Source organism: Flavobacterium jejuense (genome assembly GCF_006491595.2).
Classification (GTDB): domain Bacteria; phylum Bacteroidota; class Bacteroidia; order Flavobacteriales; family Flavobacteriaceae; genus Flavobacterium; species Flavobacterium jejuense.
Map to the genome: position 1 here is coordinate 335,631 of NZ_VEVQ02000004.1, position 23,311 is coordinate 358,941.

The following is a 23,311-nucleotide window of genomic DNA, read 5'->3' on the forward strand; positions in this document are numbered from 1 at the left end:
GTACTTTTGCAAAAATTTTTAACGACCGTAAAAAGAACATTTTATAACGTTATGGTGATTTCAAAAAGACCACTTCATGTATTAGTAGCTATCGCACTTGCGATGCTGCCTTTTTTTAGTTCAGCAAATACTATTTCAGACTCTACTCATGTAGCTGTTGAAACAACTCACGAATCTCATGTTGAAGGACATGAAGCAGAAGAGCCTTTAGATAAAAAATCTAAAATCAAAGCTTTCATTGATCATCACTTACAAGATTCTCATGATTTCAATTTCTTTTCTGATGAAGAAAAAGGATTACATTATGGGTTTTCTTTACCTGTGATATTATTTGATGATGGTTTGAAAGTTTTTTCTTCCTCAAAATTGCACCATGGTGAAGCTGTGGCTGAAGTTGATGGTAATTATTATAAATTACATCATGGTAAAATTTATAAAACAAATGCTTCGGGAGAATTAAACATGGATGAACACCATCATCCAACAAATGATAAACCTCTTGATTTTTCAATAACTAAAAATGTTGTGGCAATGTTAATTACCGCAATGTTAATGTTCTTCTTGTTTGTAGGTTTAGCTAAATCTTATAAAAAAGGACCAATTCCAACAGGATTTGGTAGAGTTTTAGAACCGCTTATTATTTTTATTCGTGATGAAGTTGCTTTGCCAAATATTGGTGAGAAAAAATATAGAAAATTCATGGGTTATTTATTGACAGTGTTTTTCTTTATTTTAATTTTAAATTTATTTGGGTTGACACCACTAGGAATTAACGTTACTGGAAATATAGCAATAACAGCTTGTTTGGCTTTATTTACCTATATTGTTACTCAATTTAGTGCTAATAAAGATTACTGGAAACATATTTTTTGGATGCCAGATGTTCCAATCTTAATGAAAATCGCTTTAATTCCAATTGAGATTTTAGGAACATTAACAAAACCATTCGCATTAATGATTCGTCTTTATGCAAATATTTCAGCAGGACACATTGTAGTGATGAGTTTAATAGGATTGATTTTTATTTTCAAGAATTGGATTGCTGGTCCATCATTTTTTGGATTAACATTATTTATTTCAGTTATTGAAATATTAGTGGCTTTTTTACAAGCATTTGTATTCACAATGTTATCTGCATTATTTATAGGTATGGCAGTTCAAGATCATCATCATGATGTAGAGCATAGTGAAGATATGTTAGGAGAGCATGATAACGCTATAGTTTAATTTGATTTTTTTGTTTAATTATTATATATATACATTATGGAAATTCCAGGAATTGTTGGTGCAGGTTTAGTAGTAATCGGTGCTGGTTTAGGTTTAGGTAAGATCGGTGGATCTGCAATGGATGCTATCGCTCGTCAACCAGAAGCTGCAGGAAAAATTCAAACTGCGATGATTATTATCGCGGCTTTATTAGAAGGAGTTGCTTTCGCAGCACTTTTCGCAGCTTAATTAAAACAAATTAACAAAGATCTGCAACGGTTGGTTGCAGGTCTTGTTTTTAAAAAGAAATTAAAAAGAATAAATATAATTTTCAACAATGGATAAGTTAATTAACGATTTTTCATTTGGATTGTTTTTTTGGCAAGCATTAATATTAATAATATTAATACTTTTATTAGTTAAATTTGCATGGAAACCAATCATGAATTCTATTACAGAACGTGAGGAAGGAATTAAAAATGCTTTGTTAGCAGCTGAAAATGCTAAGAAAGACATGCAAAACCTAAAAGCAGATAACGAAAAGTTATTAGCAGAAGCACGTGCTGAAAGAGATACAATGATTAAAGAAGCCCGTGAAATTAAAGAAAAAATGATTGCAGATGCTAAAGGAGAAGCACAAGCACAAGGAGAAAAAATGATTGCTCAAGCAAAAGCAACTATTGAAGGAGAGAAAAATGCAGCTATGGCTGAAATTAAATCTCAAGTTTCTTCTTTATCTTTAGAAATTGCAGAAAAAATATTAAAAGGAGAATTAGCTAACAATGAAGCTCAAACGAAATTGGTTGAGAAGATGTTAGATGATGCTAAATTAAATTAAGTATGGCAACAAGTAGAGCAGCTATTCGATATGCTAAAGCTATTCTTGATATTGCACAAGCAAACAATACTACAGCAACTGTAAATAACGATATGTTAGCTATAGCAACTGCAGTAAAAGAAAGTAAAGAATTGAAAGATTTTTTACATAATCCTGTTGTAAAAGGACCTGCTAAATTTGCTGCAATATCAGAAGTTTTTGCTTCAGCACAAGAAGAAACAAAAGGATTATTTCGTTTATTACAAGAGAATAGTAGATTTGAAATTTTATCTGCAATTGCTTCTCAATATAATACCTTGTTTGACGAATTAAATAATGTAGAAACGGCTATTGTTACAACAGCTATTCCTATGACAGCTGATTTAGAAACAAAAGTATTAGCTAAGATTGCTACTTTTTCAAACAAAAAAATAACACTTAAAAATAATGTGGATCCAGCTATAATTGGTGGTTTTATTTTACGAATAGGTGATAAACAATATAATGCTTCTGTTGCAAATAGTTTGCAACAATTAAAAAGAGAGTTTAGTAATTAATAATAGTGATCGCACTTCTTTAAGTGTTAAAATTATAAATTAAAATGGCTGAAATTAAACCTGCTGAGATATCAGCAATATTAAAAAAGCAATTATCAGGTTTTCAATCTGGTACTTCATTAGAAGAAGTTGGAACAGTACTTCAAGTAGGTGATGGTATTGCACGTGTTTACGGATTATCAAATGCTCAATACGGTGAATTAGTTCAATTCGATAACGGATTAGAAGCTATCGTTTTGAACCTAGAAGAAGATAACGTGGGTGTGGTATTATTAGGTCCTTCTACAGGAATTAGAGAAGGTTCAAATGTAAAAAGAACACAACGTATTGCTTCTCTTAAAGTAGGTGAAGAAATTGTAGGTCGTGTAGTAGATACATTAGGGAACCCTATCGATGGTAAAGGTGCAATTGGTGGTGAGTTATATGAAATGCCATTAGAAAGAAAAGCACCTGGAGTTATTTTCCGTCAACCAGTAACTGAACCATTACAAACAGGTATTAAAGCAATTGATGCTATGATTCCAGTTGGTAGAGGACAACGTGAGTTGGTTATTGGTGACCGTCAAACAGGAAAAACAACTGTTTGTATCGATACGATCTTAAATCAAAAAGAATTTTACGATGCTGGTAAACCAGTATATTGTATATATGTTGCTGTAGGGCAAAAAGCGTCTACAGTTGCTTCTATTGCAAAAACATTAGAAGAAAAAGGAGCAATGGCTTATACCGTTATTGTTGCTGCAAACGCTTCTGATCCTGCTGCAATGCAAGTTTATGCTCCATTCGCTGGTGCATCAATCGGAGAATATTTCCGTGATACAGGTCGTCCTGCTTTAATCATTTATGATGATTTATCAAAGCAAGCTGTTGCTTATCGTGAGGTGTCTTTATTATTAAGAAGACCACCAGGACGTGAGGCATATCCTGGAGACGTTTTCTATCTTCACTCAAGATTATTAGAGCGTGCTGCTAAGGTGATTGCTGATGATGATATTGCTAAAAACATGAACGATTTACCTGATTCGTTAAAACCAATCGTAAAAGGTGGCGGTTCATTAACAGCTTTGCCAATTATCGAAACACAAGCGGGTGACGTTTCTGCATATATTCCAACAAACGTAATTTCGATTACGGATGGTCAAATTTTCTTAGATGGGGATTTATTTAATTCAGGTGTTCGTCCAGCAATTAACGTAGGTATTTCTGTATCTCGTGTTGGAGGTAATGCTCAAATTAAATCCATGAAAAAAGTAGCTGGTACATTAAAATTAGACCAAGCTCAATATCGTGAGCTTGAAGCTTTCGCTAAATTTGGTTCTGATTTAGATGCAGTTACTTTAAATGTAATTGAAAAAGGGAAACGTAACGTGGAAATCTTAAAACAAGCAGTGAATGACCCATTTACTGTTGAAGATCAAGTTGCAATTATTTATGCAGGTTCTAAAAACTTGTTAAAAGAAGTTCCAGTTGAAAAAGTGAAAGAATTTGAAAGAGATTTCTTGTCTTATTTAAATGCAAAACATAGAGATACTTTAGATGCTTTAAAAGCAGGTAAATTTGATGATAATATTACCGATGTTTTAGCTAAAGTAGCAAAAGAAATTTCTGCAAAATATTAATTAATTTTCAATTAGTCAATGTGTCAATAATTCAATTGGCACATTGATGAATTGTCAAATTGACCAATTTATAAAATGGCAAACTTAAAGGAAATTAGAAATAGAATTAGTTCCGTTTCATCTACGATGCAAATTACATCGGCAATGAAAATGGTTTCTGCAGCAAAGCTTAAAAAAGCACAAGATGCTATCACAGCAATGCGTCCATATGCAGAAAAATTAACGGAATTATTACAAAACTTAAGTGCTACTCTAGATGGAAATACTGGAGGAGCTTTTGCTGAACAAAGAGAAATAAATAAAGTTCTTGTAGTTGCCATAACTTCAAATAGAGGATTATGTGGGGCTTTTAACTCTAATATTATTAAAGAAGTTAAAAACAGAGCTGAATTTTATAAAGGAAAAACAGTAGATGTTTTTGCCATTGGTAAAAAAGGAAACGATGTTTTAAGAAAAACTAATGCGGTTATAGATAATCAAAGTGCTATTTATGATGATTTATCTTTCGAAAATGTATCAGCAATAGCTGAAGTTTTGATGGATAAATTTGTAGCGGGTGATTATGATAAAATTGAATTGGTTTACAATCACTTTAAAAATGCAGCTACTCAAATTGTAAAAACAGAACAATTTTTGCCTTTAGCACCTATAACTGGTGGTGAAGCTATTTCTTCTGATTATCTTTTTGAACCTTCTAAAGAAGAGATTGTGTTAACTTTGATTCCAAAATCATTAAAAACACAATTATACAAAGGAATTAGAGATTCATTTGCTTCAGAACATGGTGCTCGTATGACAGCTATGCACAAAGCAACTGATAATGCTACAGAATTAAGAAATCAACTAAAATTAACTTATAACAAAGCACGTCAAGCTGCCATTACAGGAGAAATCCTTGAAATCGTAGGTGGAGCAGAAGCTTTGAATAATTAATTTAAAATAAAAGACTTATTTGTAAGACTATTTGGATTTCCAAATAGTCTTTTTTTCTTTATATTTGATATATGTAAATTTTTTTAATTGAATTTTATTCAAAAATGTAACTTTAACAAAGTTTTTACGTATAATTAAAAACAATATAACCATCAATCCATGTCAAAAGAAAGTTTTAATTGGAAAAGTTTATTCATAAACGAATCAGAAAATTCCAATAAAAAAGAAGAGTCATCAAAGATAAATACATCGAGTCAAACGACACATACTCCAGCACAAACTAATAAATTTCCAGAAGAAAAAATTGCTCAATCTACAAATGATACATTTGCAAACCCATTTGTAAATGAAATTTTAGGAGTTTATGAAAAAGGATTCGAATCTTTAAATTTAAGTGATTTTGACTTTTTCGAAATGTACAAATCAGTTGTAGCTGTAGGAATTACAAATCCACAAAGCTATCAAATGGCTTTCACAATGGGAAAATCAATTAAACCAGATTTGACAAAAGAATACTTATTAGAAAAATCAAAGTTTTATATTGAAGAAATTAATAAAGTACATACCAAATACGATTCTACAGGAAATGCCAAAAAGCAAGATTTAACGGGTTTGGTTCACAAAGAGAAGCAGTCTCTAACGGGTTCAATAAATGATTTGGAAGCAAGAATTTTGCAAATGCAACAAGAATTGCAAGAAAAAAAATCTTTATTAGCAAACATTGATAGTAAAAATGAAGATAAATTAAAAGAACTTCAATTAAAAATAGAAGCTAATAATTTTGCCAAACAAAAAATTGTAGACTCGATTAATTTAGTAATAAGTGGCATCAATCAATATTTATAATCAACATGAATAAATTCGAACAAGAAAAAAGTACTTTATTAGAACTTCCTATTTTAAAGCACTTTGATGAAGCAAAAGGTGAAATTGCATTAAAAGCAAATAGTCTTAAAAAAGGGGAAAAAGGGCTGTTTTGGGTGATCGCATTAGGATTATTAGGAATAGGTGGTTATCTAACTTGGACTTACATTATTCCACCATTGTTTACTATGCTAGGACAAGTTATTGCACTTTCTGCAACAGCTATATTCCTGATTTTTCTAGTAATGATGTTTCCAGTAATAATGAAAGCGCTTCGATTTGCAACTAGAAATATTCATAGAGCTTTAATTCAAAACAATCCATTCAATGAATTGGAAGAGCAAAAGCAAAAGATGATTAAAAATAGAGAAGTTTTTAAGAATACCAAAGCCAAATTAAAAGGACTAAAAAATGAAATGGAAATGGAAGCTTCTAAATCTGAAAAAGAAGCTAAAGATTACCAAGAACAATTAATTAGTTTACAACGTCAATCGGAAAAATTAAAAACAGCGATGGACGAAATGGTGAGAATCAATGGTGCTGCCGCAAAAGATACAGATGAATATGTAGCTTTACAAAGTGAATTGGCTAAAAAATTAAGTAATTCACAACGTATTTCTAACCAATACGAGCAAAGTAAAAGTTTTATCCAAAAATATGGTGTAAGAGCAAATGTTTTAGGTAAAATGGATAGAAAGTTAACCCTAGCAGGAACAGCAATCGACATTAAAATTGCCGATTTTGATGCGACTATTACTATGCTTAGAAAAGAGTATGAGTTTGCTAAAAATGCCAAAGAAGCTACAGAAAGTGCTAAAAATGCTATGATGTTTACCAAAGACTGGGAATTAGAATATGCTTTAGAAGTAGTAACTTCAACTATCGCTCAAGATATTGCTAGAACATCTGAAAATCTATTAGATATTGATTCCTTAACATCTAAGTATTCTGTTGATAATGACGAGTTATATTCAAGATTGGATTCATTAGCAGACAAAATTAAAACAGGAGACAACACCATTCCAGATTCAACAAAATACACGAATCCTAACTACAAAATGTCTAAAGAGGACAAACAGAATGCAGGTGGATTTGGAGATATATTTTAACTAACAAAAAACTAAATTATTTATATAAACATGGGAAAAATTCTTAGAACAAATAAGCTAACAACATTTTCTGAATTACTTATTGTTATTTTAGGTATTGGAGGAATTTTAGGAGCTATCTATTTTTTGTCACCAGGACTTAGAACGGAAGTTTCAAAGAAATTAGATGGTATTGAATTGAATGATACTGATGTAAACAATGTTGTAAACGCAGATAAACTTGAATTGCCTTCAAAAGACATTTCTAATGAAGTCGCTAATAAACCAAAAGTAAGAATTGCTGGTTATGCATGGAATGCTCAGTCTGGAATTATCGTTTCAAACGGTGGACCAAAAACCACTAAAGGTTCATTAATGGAAAAAAACGGTGTAAATCTTGAAATCATTCGTCAAGACTGGTTATCAGAATTACGCAATATGCAAATGAAATTTATTGAAGAATTTGATCAAGGTGCTAAGTTTCCTACTTCAGATAAAAGTGCATTTGCTGTAATGATTATGGGTGATGGTGCTCCATTTTATATCAGTTCGGTACAAAAATCATTAGACGAAAAATACGGAAAAGACAAATACCATTTACAAGTAATGGGTGCTGTTGGGATGAGTTATGGTGAAGATAAATTAATTGGACCACCAAGTTGGAAATCAGATCCACAAACGATGAAAGGTGCTGTTATTTCTGCTGTTTTAGGAGATGGTGACTGGGTGACTACTGTAAACTATTGTTTTGCAAACGGTTTAAAAGTAAATCCTGATCCTGCAACTTATGATGCTGATGCAGTAAATATTTATCCATCTGAAAATGATGATTATATCAAATCGGCTGAAGAATTAATTAAATCTCAAACTACAGGTTGGACCGTTTCTTTGAAAGAAGTTTCTAATGGAAAATTAACAGGAAAATCAGTAAATAGAAAAATCGATGGTTGTGCTACTTGGACACCTGGTGACAAATTAGTTTTTGATAAATTATCTGGTTTTGTAGATATTGTTTCAACAAAAGAATTTAATAACCAAATGCCAACGGTTTTAATTGGTTTAAAAGAATGGGCTTCACAAAACCCTAGTATTGTTTCTAATATTTTGAAATCAGCTTTGACCGCTTCTAATCAAATGAAAAACTATGATGATTGGAAAGTTAGAGCTTCTGAAGCAGTAACAGATACGTATCAAATGGAATCACCAAAATATTGGTATGACATGTTCAAAGGTCAACAAGGAACAAAAAACGGATTGACTTATAATATGGGTGGTTCTAAAGTATTCAATTACTTAGATGCGATGCAATATTTTGGATTATCAGATGGTGTTAATAGATACAAGTCAGTTTATAATCAAGTAGGTACTTATTTAACAGAGCTTAATCCATTTGGATTTAATGAAAATGTAGGTAAAGTTTCTGCTTATGAAGATGCTGTCAATTTATTTTATCTTAAAAACATTAATGATATTCAGTCTACTGCTCCTGAAAAAGCAGATTATACAGAACAAGCGACTGAAGTAATGGCTTCTGGAGAATGGAGAATCAACTTTAATACAGGAAGCGCTCAAATTTCAGCTAGTTCTACTAGTGAATTAGAGAAAATATATAACCTTTTAATTCAAGCGGAAAACACAAAGTTAACTATCGTTGGTCATACGGATAACGTAGGTAATCCAGATTCAAACTTAGTTTTATCAAAAAACAGAGCGGAATCGGTTGTAGATTACTTAAGAAAAAAAGGAATTCCATTAAATCGTTTCCAAATGATTGATGGTAAGGGTGCAAATGAACCAACGGCAGACAACAGTACTGCTGCTGGAAAAGCAAAAAACAGAAGAGTAGTAATTACTTTATTGAAATAATAAAAATGTAAGAGCTATCAAATTTTGGTAGCTCTTTTTTATAATAAATATGATAAAACTAATCACCCCTTTTGAGACGATTTCTAAATCAAAGAAAACAATAATTCTTGTGGTCTGGATTGCTCTTTTATTGCTTTTGTGGTTTGTAGGAACTTCAGGAGAAAAACATTTGTTTCCAAATCCTCAGCAAGTTTTTAAAGGATTTTCAGAATTATACAATGAAGGTTTAGTAGTGCATATTTTCAATTCGTTGAAATTGTGTTTCTTATCTATTTTTCTTGCAACAACTATCGCATTATTGTTTGCTTATAGCTGGCCAATTCCTTTAATTAAGCCAATTGCAGAATTTATAACAAAATTCCGTTTCTTGCCTTTTACAGGATTGTCCTTTTATGTAGCTATGGTTATTCACGATGCTAGAAATATGCAAATTTGGATTATGGTTATTTTTCTAACTACTTTCCTAACTACATCCTTAATTTCAGTAGTAAAAGATATTCCTCAGGAAGAATTTGATCATGCGAAAACTCTAAAATGCAATCGTTTTGAAGTGCTTTGGCAAGTCATTGTTTTAGGAAGATTAGATTATGTAATTGATGTGATTCGTCAAAATTTAGCCATCACTTGGATGATGTTAGTAACAGTTGAATCTATTGTTGTAGCTTCTGGTGGACTCGGTTTTTTAATTAAAAACTCAGATAAGTTCATGAACCATGGTAGAATTATTGCTTTACAAATTATCATTTTATTAATTGGGTTGTCCTTAGACTGGTTTATTAACTTTTTAAGAAGAGCACTTTTTAGATACTCTAAAATATAAATTTATGGATTTCGAATACAAAGAAACGCTTTTATATGTGGAAAATCTTAGTGTTGCTTATGGTGACACAGTTATTATAAAAGATATTAACCTTGTTGAAAAAGACGTTGTAAGAGCAGGTCATAATAGTACTTCGCAAGTAATTGCAGTTGTCGGTCGTTCAGGAAGAGGAAAATCTACTTTTTTTAAAGCCTTAACTGGTTTAGTTACACCCAAATCAGGTAAAATTTTAATTAAAGATTTTAAAAGCACCGAAGAGGCAGCTGCCAAAGAAATAAAAGAAGGAGACATTGGTTTTGTAGACCAAAAATATACGCTTTTTAGACATAAGACGGTACACCAAACCTTAAAGTTTGCTTTGCGTAAATCGACCTTAAGTGATACTGAAAAGGAAGAAAAAATTGTGGAGTACTTACACAAATGGGGTTTAGATAACTTTGCTGATAAATATCCAAATGAACTTTCTGGCGGACAAAGACAAAGAACAGCTATTATAGAACAATTATTTTCTTCTGAACAATTTATTGTTATGGATGAACCTTTTTCAGGTTTAGATGTGGGAAATATCATCGAAGTAAAAAAATCCTTCGATTTATTAAATTCTACTTCTGAATACAATACTATTATTTTTTCAACACACGATATTGAATTAGCAGTAGAATTGGCTCAAGTAATTTATGTGATTGGTTACCCAACAGTAAACGGTGAAAAGCAAAATTATGGCTCTATTGTAGGAAAATTTGACTTGAGAGAGTTAGGCTTGGCTTGGAAAGAATTTGGAGAAGAACATTTACACTTAACCAAGCAAATTATCAATCAAATGATGCTGTCTTAATTTTTTATGGTTGATAAAAGTATAAAAAACTATGTTGAAGAAGTTCAAACAAATGGTTATGCTATAGTTGAGGGTGTTTTTTCTTCCAATGAGATAGAAGCTATTAGAAAGGAAATTGAAAGAGAAAGTGATTCTTCAAAAGAAACTTTTCGAAAATCTAAAGATTTATTTGCTATTCGTCAATTTTTAAAAGAAATACATTCCGTTGAAAAATTACTTTTTAATGCTACTTTAAAAAATATTTTAGAGAATTTTTTTGATAAAAATTATTTTGTGGTAAAATCCATTTATTTTGATAAACCTGAAGAATCGAATTGGTTTGTAGCCTATCATCAAGATTTAACAATTTCTGTGGATAAGAAAGTAGAAATAGAAGGGTTTTCAAATTGGACAATAAAGCAAAATCAATTTTCGGTACAACCTAATAAGGAAATTTTAAAGAATATTGTTACCATTAGAATTCATTTAGATGATACCAATGAGGAAAATGGAGCTTTAAAAATAATTCCAAAATCACATGAAGAAGGAATAGTTCGTTTAGATACATTTGATTTCAAAAATCATAAAGAAATTAGTTGCAATGTTCGAAAAGGAGGAATTATGATTATGAAACCTTTGCTTTTTCATGCTTCCAATAAAACAACAAATAAAGAAAGAAGAAGAGTTATTCATCTTGAATTTTCTAAAAGTAATTTACCAAAAGAATTATCTTGGTCGGAACAACACAGTATCAATTAAATCATAAGAATGACATTTACAAAAGAATATCTTCAAGAGCTTAATAAAGCAACGGTAACTATTTTAGCAATTTGTGATGCTATAAATTCTGATGCAAAAACCATTTCAGAGCTAAATGAATTATTACCTCAAAAAGGAGACAATAAGCTTCTTTTAAAAGCAGAAAAGATTTTCGTATCAGATTTTATTTTTGTGTTTAGTAAAGTGAAAAATCTTTCTGAAAAAGCACAATTTGGATTGGCTTACTATTATGATGCGATTCGGAACCATCATTTTGCAAATGAAAATGAGTTGGAAAACCTAAACAAATTGGTGGCAACTAATGCTTTTAAAAGTCATTTCAATAAAATTGTACAAGACAACATTCTTTTCGATTTAGATAAAAGTAAAACCTATTTACTGAATTATTTAAAACAAAATAAGCATTCAAAATTTGAAGAAGTAAAACAAGCATTTCATACATTTTTGAATCTAGTTTGTGAGTTTGATGTCCAAAAAAATCAAAATACAAACGACATTTTAGGAATTGATTTTACCATACACAATGCTACTGAAGTAGAAGATGATTCTTTAGAAAAAGTGTTGGAAGAATTAAATGGATTAGTTGGTTTAGAAAATGTCAAAAAAGACGTTGCAGAACTAGTCAATCTTTTAAAAGTCCAAAAGAAAAGAACCATACAAGGTTTAAAAAATATTGAAATCACTTTACATACTGTATTTTTAGGACCTCCTGGAACTGGAAAAACAACAGTTGCTAGATTATTAGGACGCATTTTCAAACATTTAGAATTCCTTACCAAAGGACAAATGATTGAAACCGATAGAGAAGGAATGGTTGCTGGTTACGTAGGACAAACAGCCACAAAAGTAGATGCAATTGTAAACGAAGCAAAAGGGGGTGTTTTATTTGTGGACGAAGCCTATGCTTTAAGTCAGAATCTAGGGAATGATTATGGTGGTGAAGCAGTAAATACGCTGCTAAAACGTATGGAAGATTTTAGAGATGATTTTGCAGTGGTTGTTGCGGGTTATGATGAACCGATGCAAGTTTTCATCGATTCTAATCCGGGTTTACGTTCTCGTTTTAATCGGTATTTCCATTTCAACCATTTTTCTCCTGACGAATTATTTGCCATTTTCGAAATTTATTGTAAAAAATCAGATTTTATAATTACAGAAGAAGCTAAAGAGAAATTAAAGGATACTTTCGAATTATTATACGAAAAAAGAGATGATAGTTTTGGTAACGCAAGAGTTATTCGGAATATCTTCGAAAAATGTATCCAAAAACAAGCCAATCGTATTGTAAAGATTAAAAGAGTAACTAAAAAAGCCTTACGCACTTTAACAGAAGAAGACATTCCTGAACCTATAGAAACCGTAGAACAAGTATTTTATAAAAATAAGAATAATGAATAAGAATTTTTTAAAAGCCCTATTATTAGTAGTTACAACTAGTGTTTTTTCTCAAGAAGGAACTACAGAAGAAAGTAAAGTAAAAGTCGATTTTTCTGGATATTTAGAAACTTTTTACGGGTATGATTTTAATAAACCAACTACTCCAACACGATTAGACTGGATTTACAATCACAGCAGACATAATGAATTTAATATTAACATAGGAATGTTGCGATCTACAATCACTTATGAGAATATTTATGCCAATATTGCTATTCAAGCCGGTACTTATGTTGATGATAATTATTCGGCTGAAAGTTTAAAATTATTTCACGAAGCATTTATAGGTGTTTATTTAGATTCTGATAAAAAACATGTTGTAGAAGCTGGAATTATGCCTTCATACATTGGTTTTGAATCGGCTTCTACTTTTTCAAATTTAACATTGACACGTTCCATAATGGCTGAAAGTTCTCCCTTTTATTTTACAGGTGTGAAATATAATTATGTGCCAAACGATAAATGGAGTTTAGCTTTTATTACTACAAATGGTTGGCAACGTATTGAAAAACCAAATAATAAAGCTTTACCAACATTCGGTTCTCAAGTTGTATATACACCAAATGATAAAATGACATTAAATTGGAGTACGTTTATTGGAGACGAACCAGTTGCTGTAGACGTTTTAAGAACAAGATATTTCAATGATTTATATATAGATTATACTTGGAATGACAAATGGAAAACCATTGCTGGTTTTGATATGGGTTACCAAAGAAATCTAGAAGGTGATGATTTTCAAGATTGGAAAACACTAACTTTAATTACTCAGTATGCTGTTTCAAATAAATGGAATTTAGCAGCAAGAGCAGAATATTTTGAAGATCAAGAGAATGTTATCGTTGGTGTAGGAGCTCCATTTGAAGTTTTTGGAGCATCATTTAATGTAGATTTTATTCCAAACTCTAAGTTAAAATTAAGAACAGAAGCGAAATGGTTTGATTCGAAAGAACCTATTTTTAATAAAGAAACAGGAACAACTACTTCCAATTTCTTTGTGGCTACATCATTAGCCTTTGAGTTTTAACAAATCTTTATCATATCATATAAGAGTCAAAGAAATTTGGCTCTTTTTTATTTTTTATATTTGTTTGAACCAAAAATATTATCATGCAAAAATTCTTTTTCGCGCTATTTATTTTATTAGGAATTTCAGTTAATTCACAAAACCTTCAATTGGAACAAATAATGAAGGGAGATGACTTCATTGGAAACCAACCCGACAATCATCGTTGGTCCATTGATGGAAGTACAATTTACTTCGATTGGAATCCTAAAAATGAAGTAGGGAATAGTACTTATTATTGGAAAACAGGAATGAAAGAGCCTGCAAAATTGAAAGAGGATGCTTTTGATTATTCCGATGTTAATCTTTCTTCTCAACAAGAGTATGAAGTTGTTTTTTATGCTAAAAGAGGCAATTTATATAGCTATAATAGAAAGACAAGAAAAACAAAAAAAGTATTTTTTTCAAATGAACGAATTTATGCTGTTGAAAGAAGTGTTAATCCAGACGTTGTTTTTTTTCAAATGAATCGAAATGTATATCAATTAGATATAAAAGATTTTTCGGTTATCCAAATGACTAATTTTAGAAAAGGTTCAAATTCGGGTAAAAAAGAAAAAACTCAAAGTTATTTAGAAAAGCAACAAGAAGAGTTATTTCAATATATAAGAGATACTAAAGCAAAAAATGAATGGTATGCTGAAAAATATAAAAAAAACACTTCTGATTTTCCAAAGTCTATTTTTTATGGAGATGACTCTTTAGAGCAATTACAACCCTCACTAGACGGAAAATTTGTAACTTTTCGATTGTCTGATTATACTTCTTCAACTGGGACAAGTGTTGAACATTTTATAACGGAAAATGGATTTACTAAAAGTGAATCGGCTCGTTCAAAAGTATCTGTAAATAATTTGAGTAAACACAAAATGGGAATTTATAATATCGAGAAAGATTCGGTGTATTATGTTTCGTTTTCCAATTTGTCTGGTATTAAAGACTTTCCTATTTATTATCAAGAATATGATGACTTAAGAGATAAAGAAAAAACAGAAAAGGCTATTGTAATGATTGCTCCTATATATAATAAAAAGGGAACAAAAGCTGTTTTTGAAGCAAGAAGTCAGGACAATAAAGACCGTTGGATTATGCAATTAGACTTGAATTCAGGTAAAATTATCGAATTAGATCATCAACATGATGAAGCTTGGATTGGTGGTCCAGGAATACCAAATTATTCTTTTGGAGGAGGAACTTTAGGCTTTTTAAAGGATAATGAAACGATTTATTTTCAATCGGAAATTTCAGGTTACTCACATTTATATACCTTGAATTTGAATACGAAAAAGAAAACTCAATTGACCTCTGGAAATTGGGAAGTAAGAGAAGCGTCACTTTCACTTGACGGGAAATCTTTTTATTTGAGTACCAATACCAATCATCCTGGGAATAGAGAGTTTCATAAATTAGACATTGCTACCCAAAAGATGACAGTTATTTTAAATGCTGACGGTGCTTATGAGGTAGTTTTGTCTCCTGATGAAAAGAAATTGGCCGTTCGTTATTCTTATAAAAATAAACCTTGGGAATTATATGTTACAGACAACAAACCAAATTCTACTTTACAACAAATAACACATTCTACAACAAAAGAATTTGAAGCATACCAATGGAAAGACCCTGAAGTAATTACGTTTAAAGCTGAAGATGGAGCGAATGTGTACGCTCGTTTGTATCAACCAAAAGAAGCAAATAAAAATAAGGCTGCAGTAATTTTTGTACATGGAGCAGGTTATTTACAAAATGCGCATAATTTTTGGAGTTCTTATCATCGCGAATTTATGTTTCATAATTTGTTATCCGATTTAGGATATACTGTTTTAGATATTGATTATAGAGGAAGTGATGGTTATGGAAGAAATGTACGAACAGGCATTTACAGACATATGGGTGGTTTAGATTTATCAGATCAATTAGACGGAAAGAAGTATTTGGTTGAAAACTTAGGAATTGATGATGGTCGCGTGGGAATTTATGGTGGTTCCTATGGTGGTTTTATTACTTTAATGGCTTTATTGACCAAACCAAACGAATTCAAATCTGGAGCAGCATTGCGATCCGTGACCGATTGGGCACATTACAATCAAGGTTATACAGCGAATATTTTAAATTTTCCAGAAACGGATTCAATAGCTTACAGAAGAAGTTCTCCCATATATTTTGCAGAAAACTTACAAGACAGATTAATAATGCTTCACGGAATGGTGGATGATAATGTACAATTTCAAGATGTGGTTCGTTTGTCGCAACGATTTATAGAATTAGGCAAAAAGGATTGGGATTTAGCAGTTTTTCCAGTGGAAGAGCATGGTTTTAAAGAAACCTATTCTTGGATTGAAGAATATAGTAGAATACTAAAGTTGTTTAATGAAACGTTGTTAGATAAGTAAAGGAAACTAAATTTTGGCTTTCTTTTTGTTAGTAGATAGTTGTTGTATCTTTATAATCAAAACAAAACATAATGATTTATAAAATCTATATATTCTTTTTTAGTTTGTCCATGCTTTCATGTAATTGTACGAAGGAAGTGTCTAATAATGAAAATGAAATAAAATCTAATAAGTCTTCTCAAAAAGATTTTTTAGTAGTAGAAGAAGTCTATTATCAAAAATGGGTTGCAGGAATAAAAGGAGGAGGAAGTGGTATTAATTTTCACGTCATATTAAAAAAACCTTTAAAAAATGGGGTAATTTTAGAAAAAGTGCAGTTTGAGTCTTATGAGGGGCAGCTTATAAAACAATCTGAAACAGAATATGTTGCAAACATAAAGACAAATTTGAACGACTTGGTATTGGACGAAGATCCTAAAAAAGAATATGGAAATAAAGCACCTTTAATAAATTTAAAACCAAAGGAAGCTAATTTGTTTTACCAAGTAAGTGGAAAAGTGGCTATCAAAAATTTAGAAAACGTACAAGAAAAACAAATGATGGCTTATCCTTCAATGAAGCTACAGAACAATAAAGAATAAGAAAAGAATTAAGTACTTTTGCTTCAATAAAAAAACCAAAACTTTGAGTATATATAAAAGTCTTTTTAAACAAACAGCAATCTATGGCTTAGCAACAGTTTTGCCTAGAATGTTTAGTTTTATTTTAGTGCCTTTATATACAGATCCAAAGGTTTTAAATGTAGAAGAATATGGGGAAGTTTCCATTATTTTTTCATGGTTAGTTTTCTTCAATGTTATTCTTTCTTATGGAATGGAAACCAGTTTTTTTCGATTCTTTTCGAAAGAAGACAATAAAAATGTAGTCAGCACATCAACAATCTCTCTTTTTTGGTCGTCAATTGCGTTTTTAATTATTGCTCTTTTGGGTAGAAATTATTTAGCCAAAGCCAGTAATATTGACGTAGAATATATAGTTTATACCATTTGGGTTTTAGTTTTAGATGCTTTAGTAATCATTCCTTTTTCAAAATTAAGAGCAGAAAAAAGACCAATTTTTTATGCTTTAATAAAAGTAGGAAATGTTGCTCTAAATTTATTTTTAAATTTATTTTTCTTGCTTTGGTTACCAAAAATAGTGGCCAATTCACCTGATAGTTTTATAAGCACTATTTATTTCGAAAACTTTCAAATAGGTTACATTTTCGTGGCCAATATCATTGCAAGTTTAGCCACTTTTGCAATTCTTTCTCCAAGTTATTTTAAAATGAATTGGTATTTTGATAAAGTACTTTGGAAGAAAATGATGCAATATAGTTTGCCTGTAATGTTTGCAGGAATCGCTTTTGCTATTAATGAAACTTTCGACAGAATTCTATTAGATTATATTTTGCCAGAAGGCATTGCCAAAACAGAGATTGGAGCCTATTCTGCATGTTATAAGTTAGCATTATTTATGACACTTTTTGCAACAGCTTTTCGTTTAGGCATTGAACCTTTCTTTTTTAGTCATTCTTCAAATGAAAATGCCAGTAAAACTTATGCTCAAATCACCAAATATTTTGTCATTTTTGGTTCAATAATTTTATTAGTTGTAGTTGTTTTTGCTGATGTTTTAAAGATGTTAATCATTCGTGATGCTTCTTATTGGGAAGCCATGAAAGTCGTTCCATTAATTATTTTGGCTAATTTCTTTTTGGGAATTTATAATAATTTATCCGTTTGGTACAAACTTACAGACAAAACCAAAATGGGAATGTACATTTCAATAGTTGGAGCAATAATAACTTTAGCTTTAAACTTCTTATTAATTCCAATTTGGAGTTATATGGGAAGTGCCATTGCAACCATATCTGCATATGGAAGTATGATGATGATTTCTTATTATCTAGGAAATAAACATTACCCAATTCCTTATGATATCAAGAAAATTATAGGCTATTTAGGATTAGCCATTCTTTTATCTGGACTTTCTTTTTACATTGAAATATTTAGAGAAACCTATATTTTTGGCATTTTAGCCATACTCTTTTTCGGCTATTTTATTTATAGAAACGAAAAGGAAATTTTATTGAGAATAATCAAGAGAAAATAGAAAACCTCATTTATATAAACGAGGTTTAAAATTGTTCGTTTCTATTTTTTCAAGACATCTTTTATTCCAATTAATCCATCAGAGAATTCAGATAACAACGCAATTACTTGTGCCATTCTATCATCACCACCAACACCTTTTAAAAGTTTATTTTTCATAAAAGTAGTTTTGATTTCCTCCCAACGTTTTTGTTCGTCTTCGGTTTGAATTTGCATCAGTTCTTTTAGCTTTAACAAATTAGCTTCTGCACCATTAGTCAAAGTTTGAGATTCATTCTCGTAATGATTTAAAACAATATTTTCAACCTCTTTCTCTGTTAAAATAGGCTGAATTTTTGCCACTAATTTATTCATGTCACGATAAGAACCTTGTAATTTAAAGTTGGGTTCATTTCGGTAATCATCTGACATAGCTGCCGCTTTTATATAAAGTGCATTGGCTTTTAAAACCGTATCTCTCACTTGCATAATTTTCAATAGTACTTGTTTAAAATCTTCAATTTCTTGAGAAGAGAAGTTGCCTTCTAAATCATAATTGGTATCATTTTGTTGAATAGCATCATATAATTTATATAAATTTTGGTATGATGGTTGCGTCAATCGAACCATATATTCATTAGACATTAATGCATTTTCAATTAAACTCAATTCAAATAAATCACTTCTAGAACCTGAAATATCTCCTAAATTGTAGGTATCAGCTCTGTTGGCTAACATATCTGGAATCTGGAATTTATCACCACTTTCCGTGTATGGATTTCCAGCCATAACCAAACAAAAACGTTTTGAACGTAAGTCATAAGTTTTTGCTTCACCATTATAAATTCCTTCAATTTTTCTTTGGCCATCTGCTAAAGAGATGAATTTTTGTAAAAACTCAGGATTACAATGTTGGATGTCATCTAAATATAACATCACATTATCACCCATTTCAAAAGCTAGGTTTAATTTTTCTAACTCTTGTCTTGCACCAGCATTTTTAGCTTCACTTGGATCAGTTGATGTAATTTCATGACCAATAGAAGGACCATTAATTTTCATGAAAACCAATCCCATTCGGTCAGCTAAATATTCCATTAATGTTGTTTTTCCATAACCTGGTGGTGAAACTAACAATAGCATTCCCATTCTGTCGGTTCTTTTATTTTCACCTAAAGCACCTAATTGTTTGGCTAAATTGGCTCCAATTAAGGGAAAATATACATCATTAATTAATTTATTTCGTACAAATGAAGTTAACACTTGACTTGTAAATGTGTGTAATTTTACTTCTTTCTTTTTTTGTTCTACCCAATGTTTTTTAAGTTGCTGTAATTCTAAGAAAGCAGGTTTTAGTTTAGAATGAAAATAATCCAATCGAGCCGAAAATTCGTAGTAATCTAAAGTATAAGTAAGGTTACTTTCTATAGATTTCAAGCCTGTTATTTCAACAGCTGAATTTACATTTACAATTTGTTTATTGTGGTAATTCTGCGTCAATATAAAAGCAGCTACTTCTTCCACAAAACTTTGAGATAGTGTTATGTTTTCATCGATTAAAAACGTTTTTAAAGCATTTTCAACAATGTCATAACAAGCAGAAGGATAGTTATATAAATCTTTAATTTGATTGCTAAAAACAACATCTTTTCCTTTTTCTTTCAAACCTTTAAAAAAGCGTTCGTAAGCATCTGCAGCAATTTTTGAAATTGAAAATGCTTTACGGTTTTCTTTTTTCAAATAAACAGCAGCTCTGTATGCAGAAACATAATCAAAACCATCAAAGGAGCTATTAAACTCTTCAATTTTTTGAGACAATCGTTTGTTTAAATACTTGAATTGCTCAGAACTTGAGAAAGTTTCTTTCAACAAACTTACAGCATCAAACTGTTTTTCGTAGAATTCTTTGTCTTCTTCATTTAAGAAAAACCAAAATAATTGTGCTAAAGCTCTTTCAGAAGGAGTGTATTTTAAAACACCTAATTCGTTATTAATTTGTTGCAAATTTTGTAAAATCAACAACGCATCAACGTCATGAACACCTTTTACCAAACCTTCCCCAAAATGACTGGCCATGAACTCTTGGACTAATTTTTCATTTACCGACTCAGGAACGATGTTTTCTTGTTGCAAGAAAATTTCCCAAGCCATATATTCAAAGCGTTTTACTTTTTGATTTTCTGAAATAAATTCTTGATTCCAAACTTCTTTGTATTTAGCAATTTCTTCAAATTCAACGGGTTGGTAAAAATTAGTTCCTGTTAAGTGATAGAAATATTCTTGGTTTTTTAAAACCAATGTTAAATCTAATTTTTGCTTGTTTACAGCAAATTTATGATCACCAAAGGTAATTATAGCATCACCATCCTCATAAATTTCGTTTTTATCTTTTAGTTTTCTTACTGATTCTTGTTGGGCTGTTTTTAATAACGTATTTACTTCTTCCGTTTTATTGGTGTCGTTTAAATCTTTTAATTGATTGGCAATATCTCGTACCTTTTCAATCATTAAATCAGAAGCAAAATAACCGTTGATTTCGGTTTCCGTTTCAAAAGAAGCAGCTTTGTTTTTAACACCTTTTAAAATACGTTCAGCCGACTGAAACAATAGGGTAGTTCGTTTGTTTCTTGTTTCGGTTAATTGAACGCTTTTGTTTTGAAAATGACCGTAAACTTCTTCTCTTTTTTCACCGATTTGTTGAATGAAATCATCAAAATCAACAAACTTAGCTTCCATTTCTTCTAATTGAATGGATAATTTATTTAGATAATCATCACATTTTTCAGAAGTATTGGCTAATTCTAAAAAATTAATAACAGCTTGGTCGAAAAGCGTAATTTGTGCTTTAAAATCAGCAGAAAGTTCCTTTCCAGAAATTTGTCTTTTCTTGTTATTTAACTCAATTCGTTGTTGATTGATTTGAGCAAAAATCAAAGAAATGTTTTCAATAATTTGAGTCGAATGTGAAGTGTCTTCTATCTTTAGATTATTGACTATGTCTACCAATAATTCTAATTGTAACGCTAATTCATCAATATCTTTTTCAAGTGTTTTAGCATCAATAGTTTTTTTAAGATCAGCTATTTGTTCGTTGATTAATGTCACTTTTTCTTGATAAGGAACTAAAGCGTTATCTTGTAAAAGGAACGAAACACAAGCATTGGAAAGTTCGTCAGCTCTTTCTTGTAATTTTTTTTCTAAGGATTCAATTAAAGCAATATCTGCATATTTTAAATCTTTAGCACTAATTAATTCACCGCGTAAAGCTCTAATTTGAGCTAAAATAGTAATAAATTGATCTAGAGAATTATAAGAAATAACACTTGTATCCGATAAAATATGTTCGCCTTTTTCCTTTAAATCAGCAATTGTTTGCGCTGTTTTATTTTTGACTTCTTGTGCTTTTTCAAATTCGTTAATCGCAGCATGTGCAATTTTTCTAATTTCGAGTAAAGGTTCATTTAGATGATGAATTTCCTTTTCAGCCAAGAAATAATAACTGTCTAAAATTATAGTAGCCTGTTTAACAATGTCATTATACAAACCAGAATACGAATCTTTTTTGGACAACAAAATATTCAATTCTTGACATTCAGCCATTACACGAACTAAATCTTTATTTCCAATTTTGTACAATAAATTTGATTTTAAAGCATCATCAATAGTAACTTCTTTGGTAAAAGGTGTTTGCCAAATTTGAATTAAATGATGTTTCGTTTCTTCATTCGACTTGAAATAAGCTAACTTTCCATTATCAAACAACGTAAATCCATTACAATTGATTGGAGTTTCTATCGTTTGTTTGATGATATTGTATGGAATCAATAAATAATCATGCGATTGCTCATCATAAAAAACAAACATGAAGTTTTCCCCATTAATTCCAAGAATTCTTCGGTTGAAATAAACGGGTTTGTCTTCTGAAGCAATAACTTTTATTTCACCAGTTTGCAAAGCATATCCATTAGGATAAATTACACCTTGGTTTTCAGGCAAAAGAATAATTGAATATTGAAGAGAATCAACTCGAGCTACTTTTTTCTCTTTGTGGTTGTAAATGAAAAATCGTTCCGCTTCTTGATAAGGTTTGATCTTAAAAATGACTAAATTGTTATAGTCGAAATAATGAATTTCAGCATCATCCAATGTTTGATCTTTGTGAATAACATCTTCACTATAAATTCCTTTTCCAGAACTGGTATTGTCTTCTATTTTAATGGTAATATCACCACCAATGGCTTCTACAAAAACTTTATCCGCTAATGAAACGTGTGGATGACTTCCAATACGTTGCATGTCACGCGTTACTTTTGTCCAAGTGAATTCTTGTTGATTGAGATATTTTACTTCTGCAGCACTTCTAGCATCTACAAAAGTTAATGTATCATCTTTAATTAACCATTTAAATGCTTTTATATCAGAAGGACTATTCGATAATTGAAAAACAAAATACAGATAGTTTTGGGTAAGATGAAAGCGAACAAATATAGTGTTTCGGTAATATTTGTATAGGTTTCTAAACTCTTCTATGAAGGTTTCATCTTCAATGAATTGAATAGGTTGTGGTTCAAAACGATTATCTTTTAACAAATAAGCCGAAAAAACATCGTTTAAATTTATTTCTGTTCGTAACCCTAAATGTGTGTTGTGGCCAACTAAACAAAGTTTTCCTAAGGAAAAAATGTCTTTGATATAACAACTTTGATCTGTAGAAATACGTTCATTGGCAATAAGCGAAAAATCAACACCTCCAAAAACCTTTTTTCGATCTTCGTTTAACGATTGAATGCGTTGAATTAAATCTTCTTTTTGTTCATTCAATCGGTTTTGAATGATTTCGTATGTACCCGTATTTAATTTTTCGTTGCTCATTAATTTTTTGTAAAATTTTAAAAGTTTTTTATAAAAACCTTTTTTTAGCTTTAAAGTGAAGGGAATGCAAGTAAAAGAAAAACTATCCTCTACCTAAAAAAAGTAGAGAA

18 protein-coding genes are annotated in these 23,311 nt (G+C 30.6%); 17 read left to right on the forward strand and 1 reads right to left on the reverse strand.

Annotated elements, in window-relative coordinates:
* The first annotated feature begins 51 nt into the window (after positions 1 to 51).
* The 17 genes from atpB (at position 52) to FIA58_RS08510 (ending at position 18,351) form a co-directional block, all read left to right on the forward strand.
* Positions 52 to 1,227, forward strand: coding sequence for a F0F1 ATP synthase subunit A (atpB, locus tag FIA58_RS08430; protein ID WP_140962076.1), 1,176 nt, complete (start codon positions 52 to 54; stop codon positions 1,225 to 1,227).
* A gap of 36 nt (positions 1,228 to 1,263) precedes the next feature.
* Positions 1,264 to 1,455: an ATP synthase F0 subunit C gene (atpE, locus tag FIA58_RS08435; RefSeq protein WP_026992764.1), complete on the forward strand. Its 192-nt coding sequence runs from the start codon at positions 1,264 to 1,266 to the stop codon at positions 1,453 to 1,455.
* A gap of 88 nt (positions 1,456 to 1,543) precedes the next feature.
* Positions 1,544 to 2,044: a F0F1 ATP synthase subunit B gene (locus FIA58_RS08440; RefSeq protein ID WP_140962040.1), complete on the forward strand. Its 501-nt coding sequence runs from the start codon at positions 1,544 to 1,546 to the stop codon at positions 2,042 to 2,044.
* 2 nt (positions 2,045 to 2,046) lie between these two features.
* On the forward strand, positions 2,047 to 2,580 hold the full coding sequence (gene atpH / locus FIA58_RS08445) for an ATP synthase F1 subunit delta (protein ID WP_140962041.1): 534 nt from the start codon (positions 2,047 to 2,049) through the stop codon (positions 2,578 to 2,580).
* Between the two features lie 44 nt (positions 2,581 to 2,624).
* The gene (atpA, locus tag FIA58_RS08450; protein WP_140962042.1) at positions 2,625 to 4,199 is read left to right on the forward strand and encodes a F0F1 ATP synthase subunit alpha; all 1,575 of its coding nucleotides are present in this window, start codon (positions 2,625 to 2,627) and stop codon (positions 4,197 to 4,199) included.
* A gap of 75 nt (positions 4,200 to 4,274) precedes the next feature.
* Positions 4,275 to 5,132 carry an ATP synthase F1 subunit gamma gene (gene atpG, locus FIA58_RS08455; RefSeq protein ID WP_140962043.1) on the forward strand — a complete coding sequence of 286 codons (858 nt, stop codon included), beginning with the start codon at positions 4,275 to 4,277 and terminating at the stop codon, positions 5,130 to 5,132.
* A gap of 159 nt (positions 5,133 to 5,291) precedes the next feature.
* Positions 5,292 to 5,978 (forward strand): hypothetical protein, encoded by a 687-nt coding sequence (locus tag FIA58_RS08460; RefSeq protein WP_140962044.1) that lies wholly within the window; start codon positions 5,292 to 5,294, stop codon positions 5,976 to 5,978.
* A 5-nt stretch (positions 5,979 to 5,983) separates the two neighbouring features.
* Positions 5,984 to 7,105: a DNA repair protein RecN gene (locus FIA58_RS08465; RefSeq protein ID WP_140962045.1), complete on the forward strand. Its 1,122-nt coding sequence runs from the start codon at positions 5,984 to 5,986 to the stop codon at positions 7,103 to 7,105.
* 30 nt (positions 7,106 to 7,135) lie between these two features.
* Entirely contained in the window at positions 7,136 to 8,950 is a 1,815-nt protein-coding gene (locus FIA58_RS08470) for an OmpA family protein (protein ID WP_140962046.1), read from the forward strand.
* 49 nt (positions 8,951 to 8,999) lie between these two features.
* The gene (locus FIA58_RS08475) at positions 9,000 to 9,770 is read left to right on the forward strand and encodes an ABC transporter permease (RefSeq protein ID WP_140962047.1); all 771 of its coding nucleotides are present in this window, start codon (positions 9,000 to 9,002) and stop codon (positions 9,768 to 9,770) included.
* A 4-nt stretch (positions 9,771 to 9,774) separates the two neighbouring features.
* Positions 9,775 to 10,605, forward strand: a complete 831-nt coding sequence (locus FIA58_RS08480) for an ATP-binding cassette domain-containing protein (protein WP_140962048.1) — start codon at positions 9,775 to 9,777, stop codon at positions 10,603 to 10,605.
* Between the two features lie 6 nt (positions 10,606 to 10,611).
* Entirely contained in the window at positions 10,612 to 11,343 is a 732-nt protein-coding gene (locus FIA58_RS08485) for a phytanoyl-CoA dioxygenase family protein (protein ID WP_140962049.1), read from the forward strand.
* Positions 11,344 to 11,352: 9 nt separating this feature from the next.
* On the forward strand, positions 11,353 to 12,762 hold the full coding sequence (locus FIA58_RS08490) for an AAA family ATPase (RefSeq protein ID WP_140962050.1): 1,410 nt from the start codon (positions 11,353 to 11,355) through the stop codon (positions 12,760 to 12,762).
* On the forward strand, positions 12,755 to 13,828 hold the full coding sequence (locus FIA58_RS08495; RefSeq protein WP_140962051.1) for a porin: 1,074 nt from the start codon (positions 12,755 to 12,757) through the stop codon (positions 13,826 to 13,828). The genes FIA58_RS08490 and FIA58_RS08495 overlap by 8 nt, the downstream gene beginning before the upstream one ends.
* An 83-nt stretch (positions 13,829 to 13,911) precedes the next feature.
* A complete protein-coding gene (locus FIA58_RS08500; protein ID WP_140962052.1) occupies positions 13,912 to 16,257 on the forward strand; it encodes a S9 family peptidase in 2,346 nt (781 codons plus the stop codon).
* Positions 16,258 to 16,328: 71 nt separating this feature from the next.
* Complete coding sequence (locus FIA58_RS08505; RefSeq protein ID WP_140962053.1) at positions 16,329 to 16,838, forward strand: hypothetical protein; 510 nt, start codon at positions 16,329 to 16,331, stop codon at positions 16,836 to 16,838.
* 43 nt (positions 16,839 to 16,881) lie between these two features.
* Complete coding sequence (locus FIA58_RS08510; protein WP_140962054.1) at positions 16,882 to 18,351, forward strand: lipopolysaccharide biosynthesis protein; 1,470 nt, start codon at positions 16,882 to 16,884, stop codon at positions 18,349 to 18,351.
* 41 nt (positions 18,352 to 18,392) lie between these two features.
* Here FIA58_RS08510 and FIA58_RS08515 read toward each other — a convergent pair whose 3' ends face one another.
* A complete protein-coding gene (locus FIA58_RS08515; RefSeq protein WP_140962055.1) occupies positions 18,393 to 23,201 on the reverse strand; it encodes a DNA repair ATPase in 4,809 nt (1,602 codons plus the stop codon).
* Positions 23,202 to 23,311: the final 110 nt, after the last annotated feature.

Bases quoted from the DNA above. Each gene is read 5' to 3' on its own strand.
- atpB (WP_140962076.1), top strand. From the start codon at position 52: ATGGTGATTTCAAAAAGACCACTTCATGTATTAGTAGCTATCGCACTT.
- atpE (WP_026992764.1), top strand. From the start codon at position 1,264: ATGGAAATTCCAGGAATTGTTGGTGCAGGTTTAGTAGTAATCGGTGCT.
- FIA58_RS08440 (WP_140962040.1), top strand. From the start codon at position 1,544: ATGGATAAGTTAATTAACGATTTTTCATTTGGATTGTTTTTTTGGCAA.
- atpH (WP_140962041.1), top strand. From the start codon at position 2,047: ATGGCAACAAGTAGAGCAGCTATTCGATATGCTAAAGCTATTCTTGAT.
- atpA (WP_140962042.1), top strand. From the start codon at position 2,625: ATGGCTGAAATTAAACCTGCTGAGATATCAGCAATATTAAAAAAGCAA.
- atpG (WP_140962043.1), top strand. From the start codon at position 4,275: ATGGCAAACTTAAAGGAAATTAGAAATAGAATTAGTTCCGTTTCATCT.
- FIA58_RS08460 (WP_140962044.1), top strand. From the start codon at position 5,292: ATGTCAAAAGAAAGTTTTAATTGGAAAAGTTTATTCATAAACGAATCA.
- FIA58_RS08465 (WP_140962045.1), top strand. From the start codon at position 5,984: ATGAATAAATTCGAACAAGAAAAAAGTACTTTATTAGAACTTCCTATT.
- FIA58_RS08470 (WP_140962046.1), top strand. From the start codon at position 7,136: ATGGGAAAAATTCTTAGAACAAATAAGCTAACAACATTTTCTGAATTA.
- FIA58_RS08475 (WP_140962047.1), top strand. From the start codon at position 9,000: ATGATAAAACTAATCACCCCTTTTGAGACGATTTCTAAATCAAAGAAA.
- FIA58_RS08480 (WP_140962048.1), top strand. From the start codon at position 9,775: ATGGATTTCGAATACAAAGAAACGCTTTTATATGTGGAAAATCTTAGT.
- FIA58_RS08485 (WP_140962049.1), top strand. From the start codon at position 10,612: ATGGTTGATAAAAGTATAAAAAACTATGTTGAAGAAGTTCAAACAAAT.
- FIA58_RS08490 (WP_140962050.1), top strand. From the start codon at position 11,353: ATGACATTTACAAAAGAATATCTTCAAGAGCTTAATAAAGCAACGGTA.
- FIA58_RS08495 (WP_140962051.1), top strand. From the start codon at position 12,755: ATGAATAAGAATTTTTTAAAAGCCCTATTATTAGTAGTTACAACTAGT.
- FIA58_RS08500 (WP_140962052.1), top strand. From the start codon at position 13,912: ATGCAAAAATTCTTTTTCGCGCTATTTATTTTATTAGGAATTTCAGTT.
- FIA58_RS08505 (WP_140962053.1), top strand. From the start codon at position 16,329: ATGATTTATAAAATCTATATATTCTTTTTTAGTTTGTCCATGCTTTCA.
- FIA58_RS08515 (WP_140962055.1), bottom strand. From the start codon at position 23,201: ATGAGCAACGAAAAATTAAATACGGGTACATACGAAATCATTCAAAAC.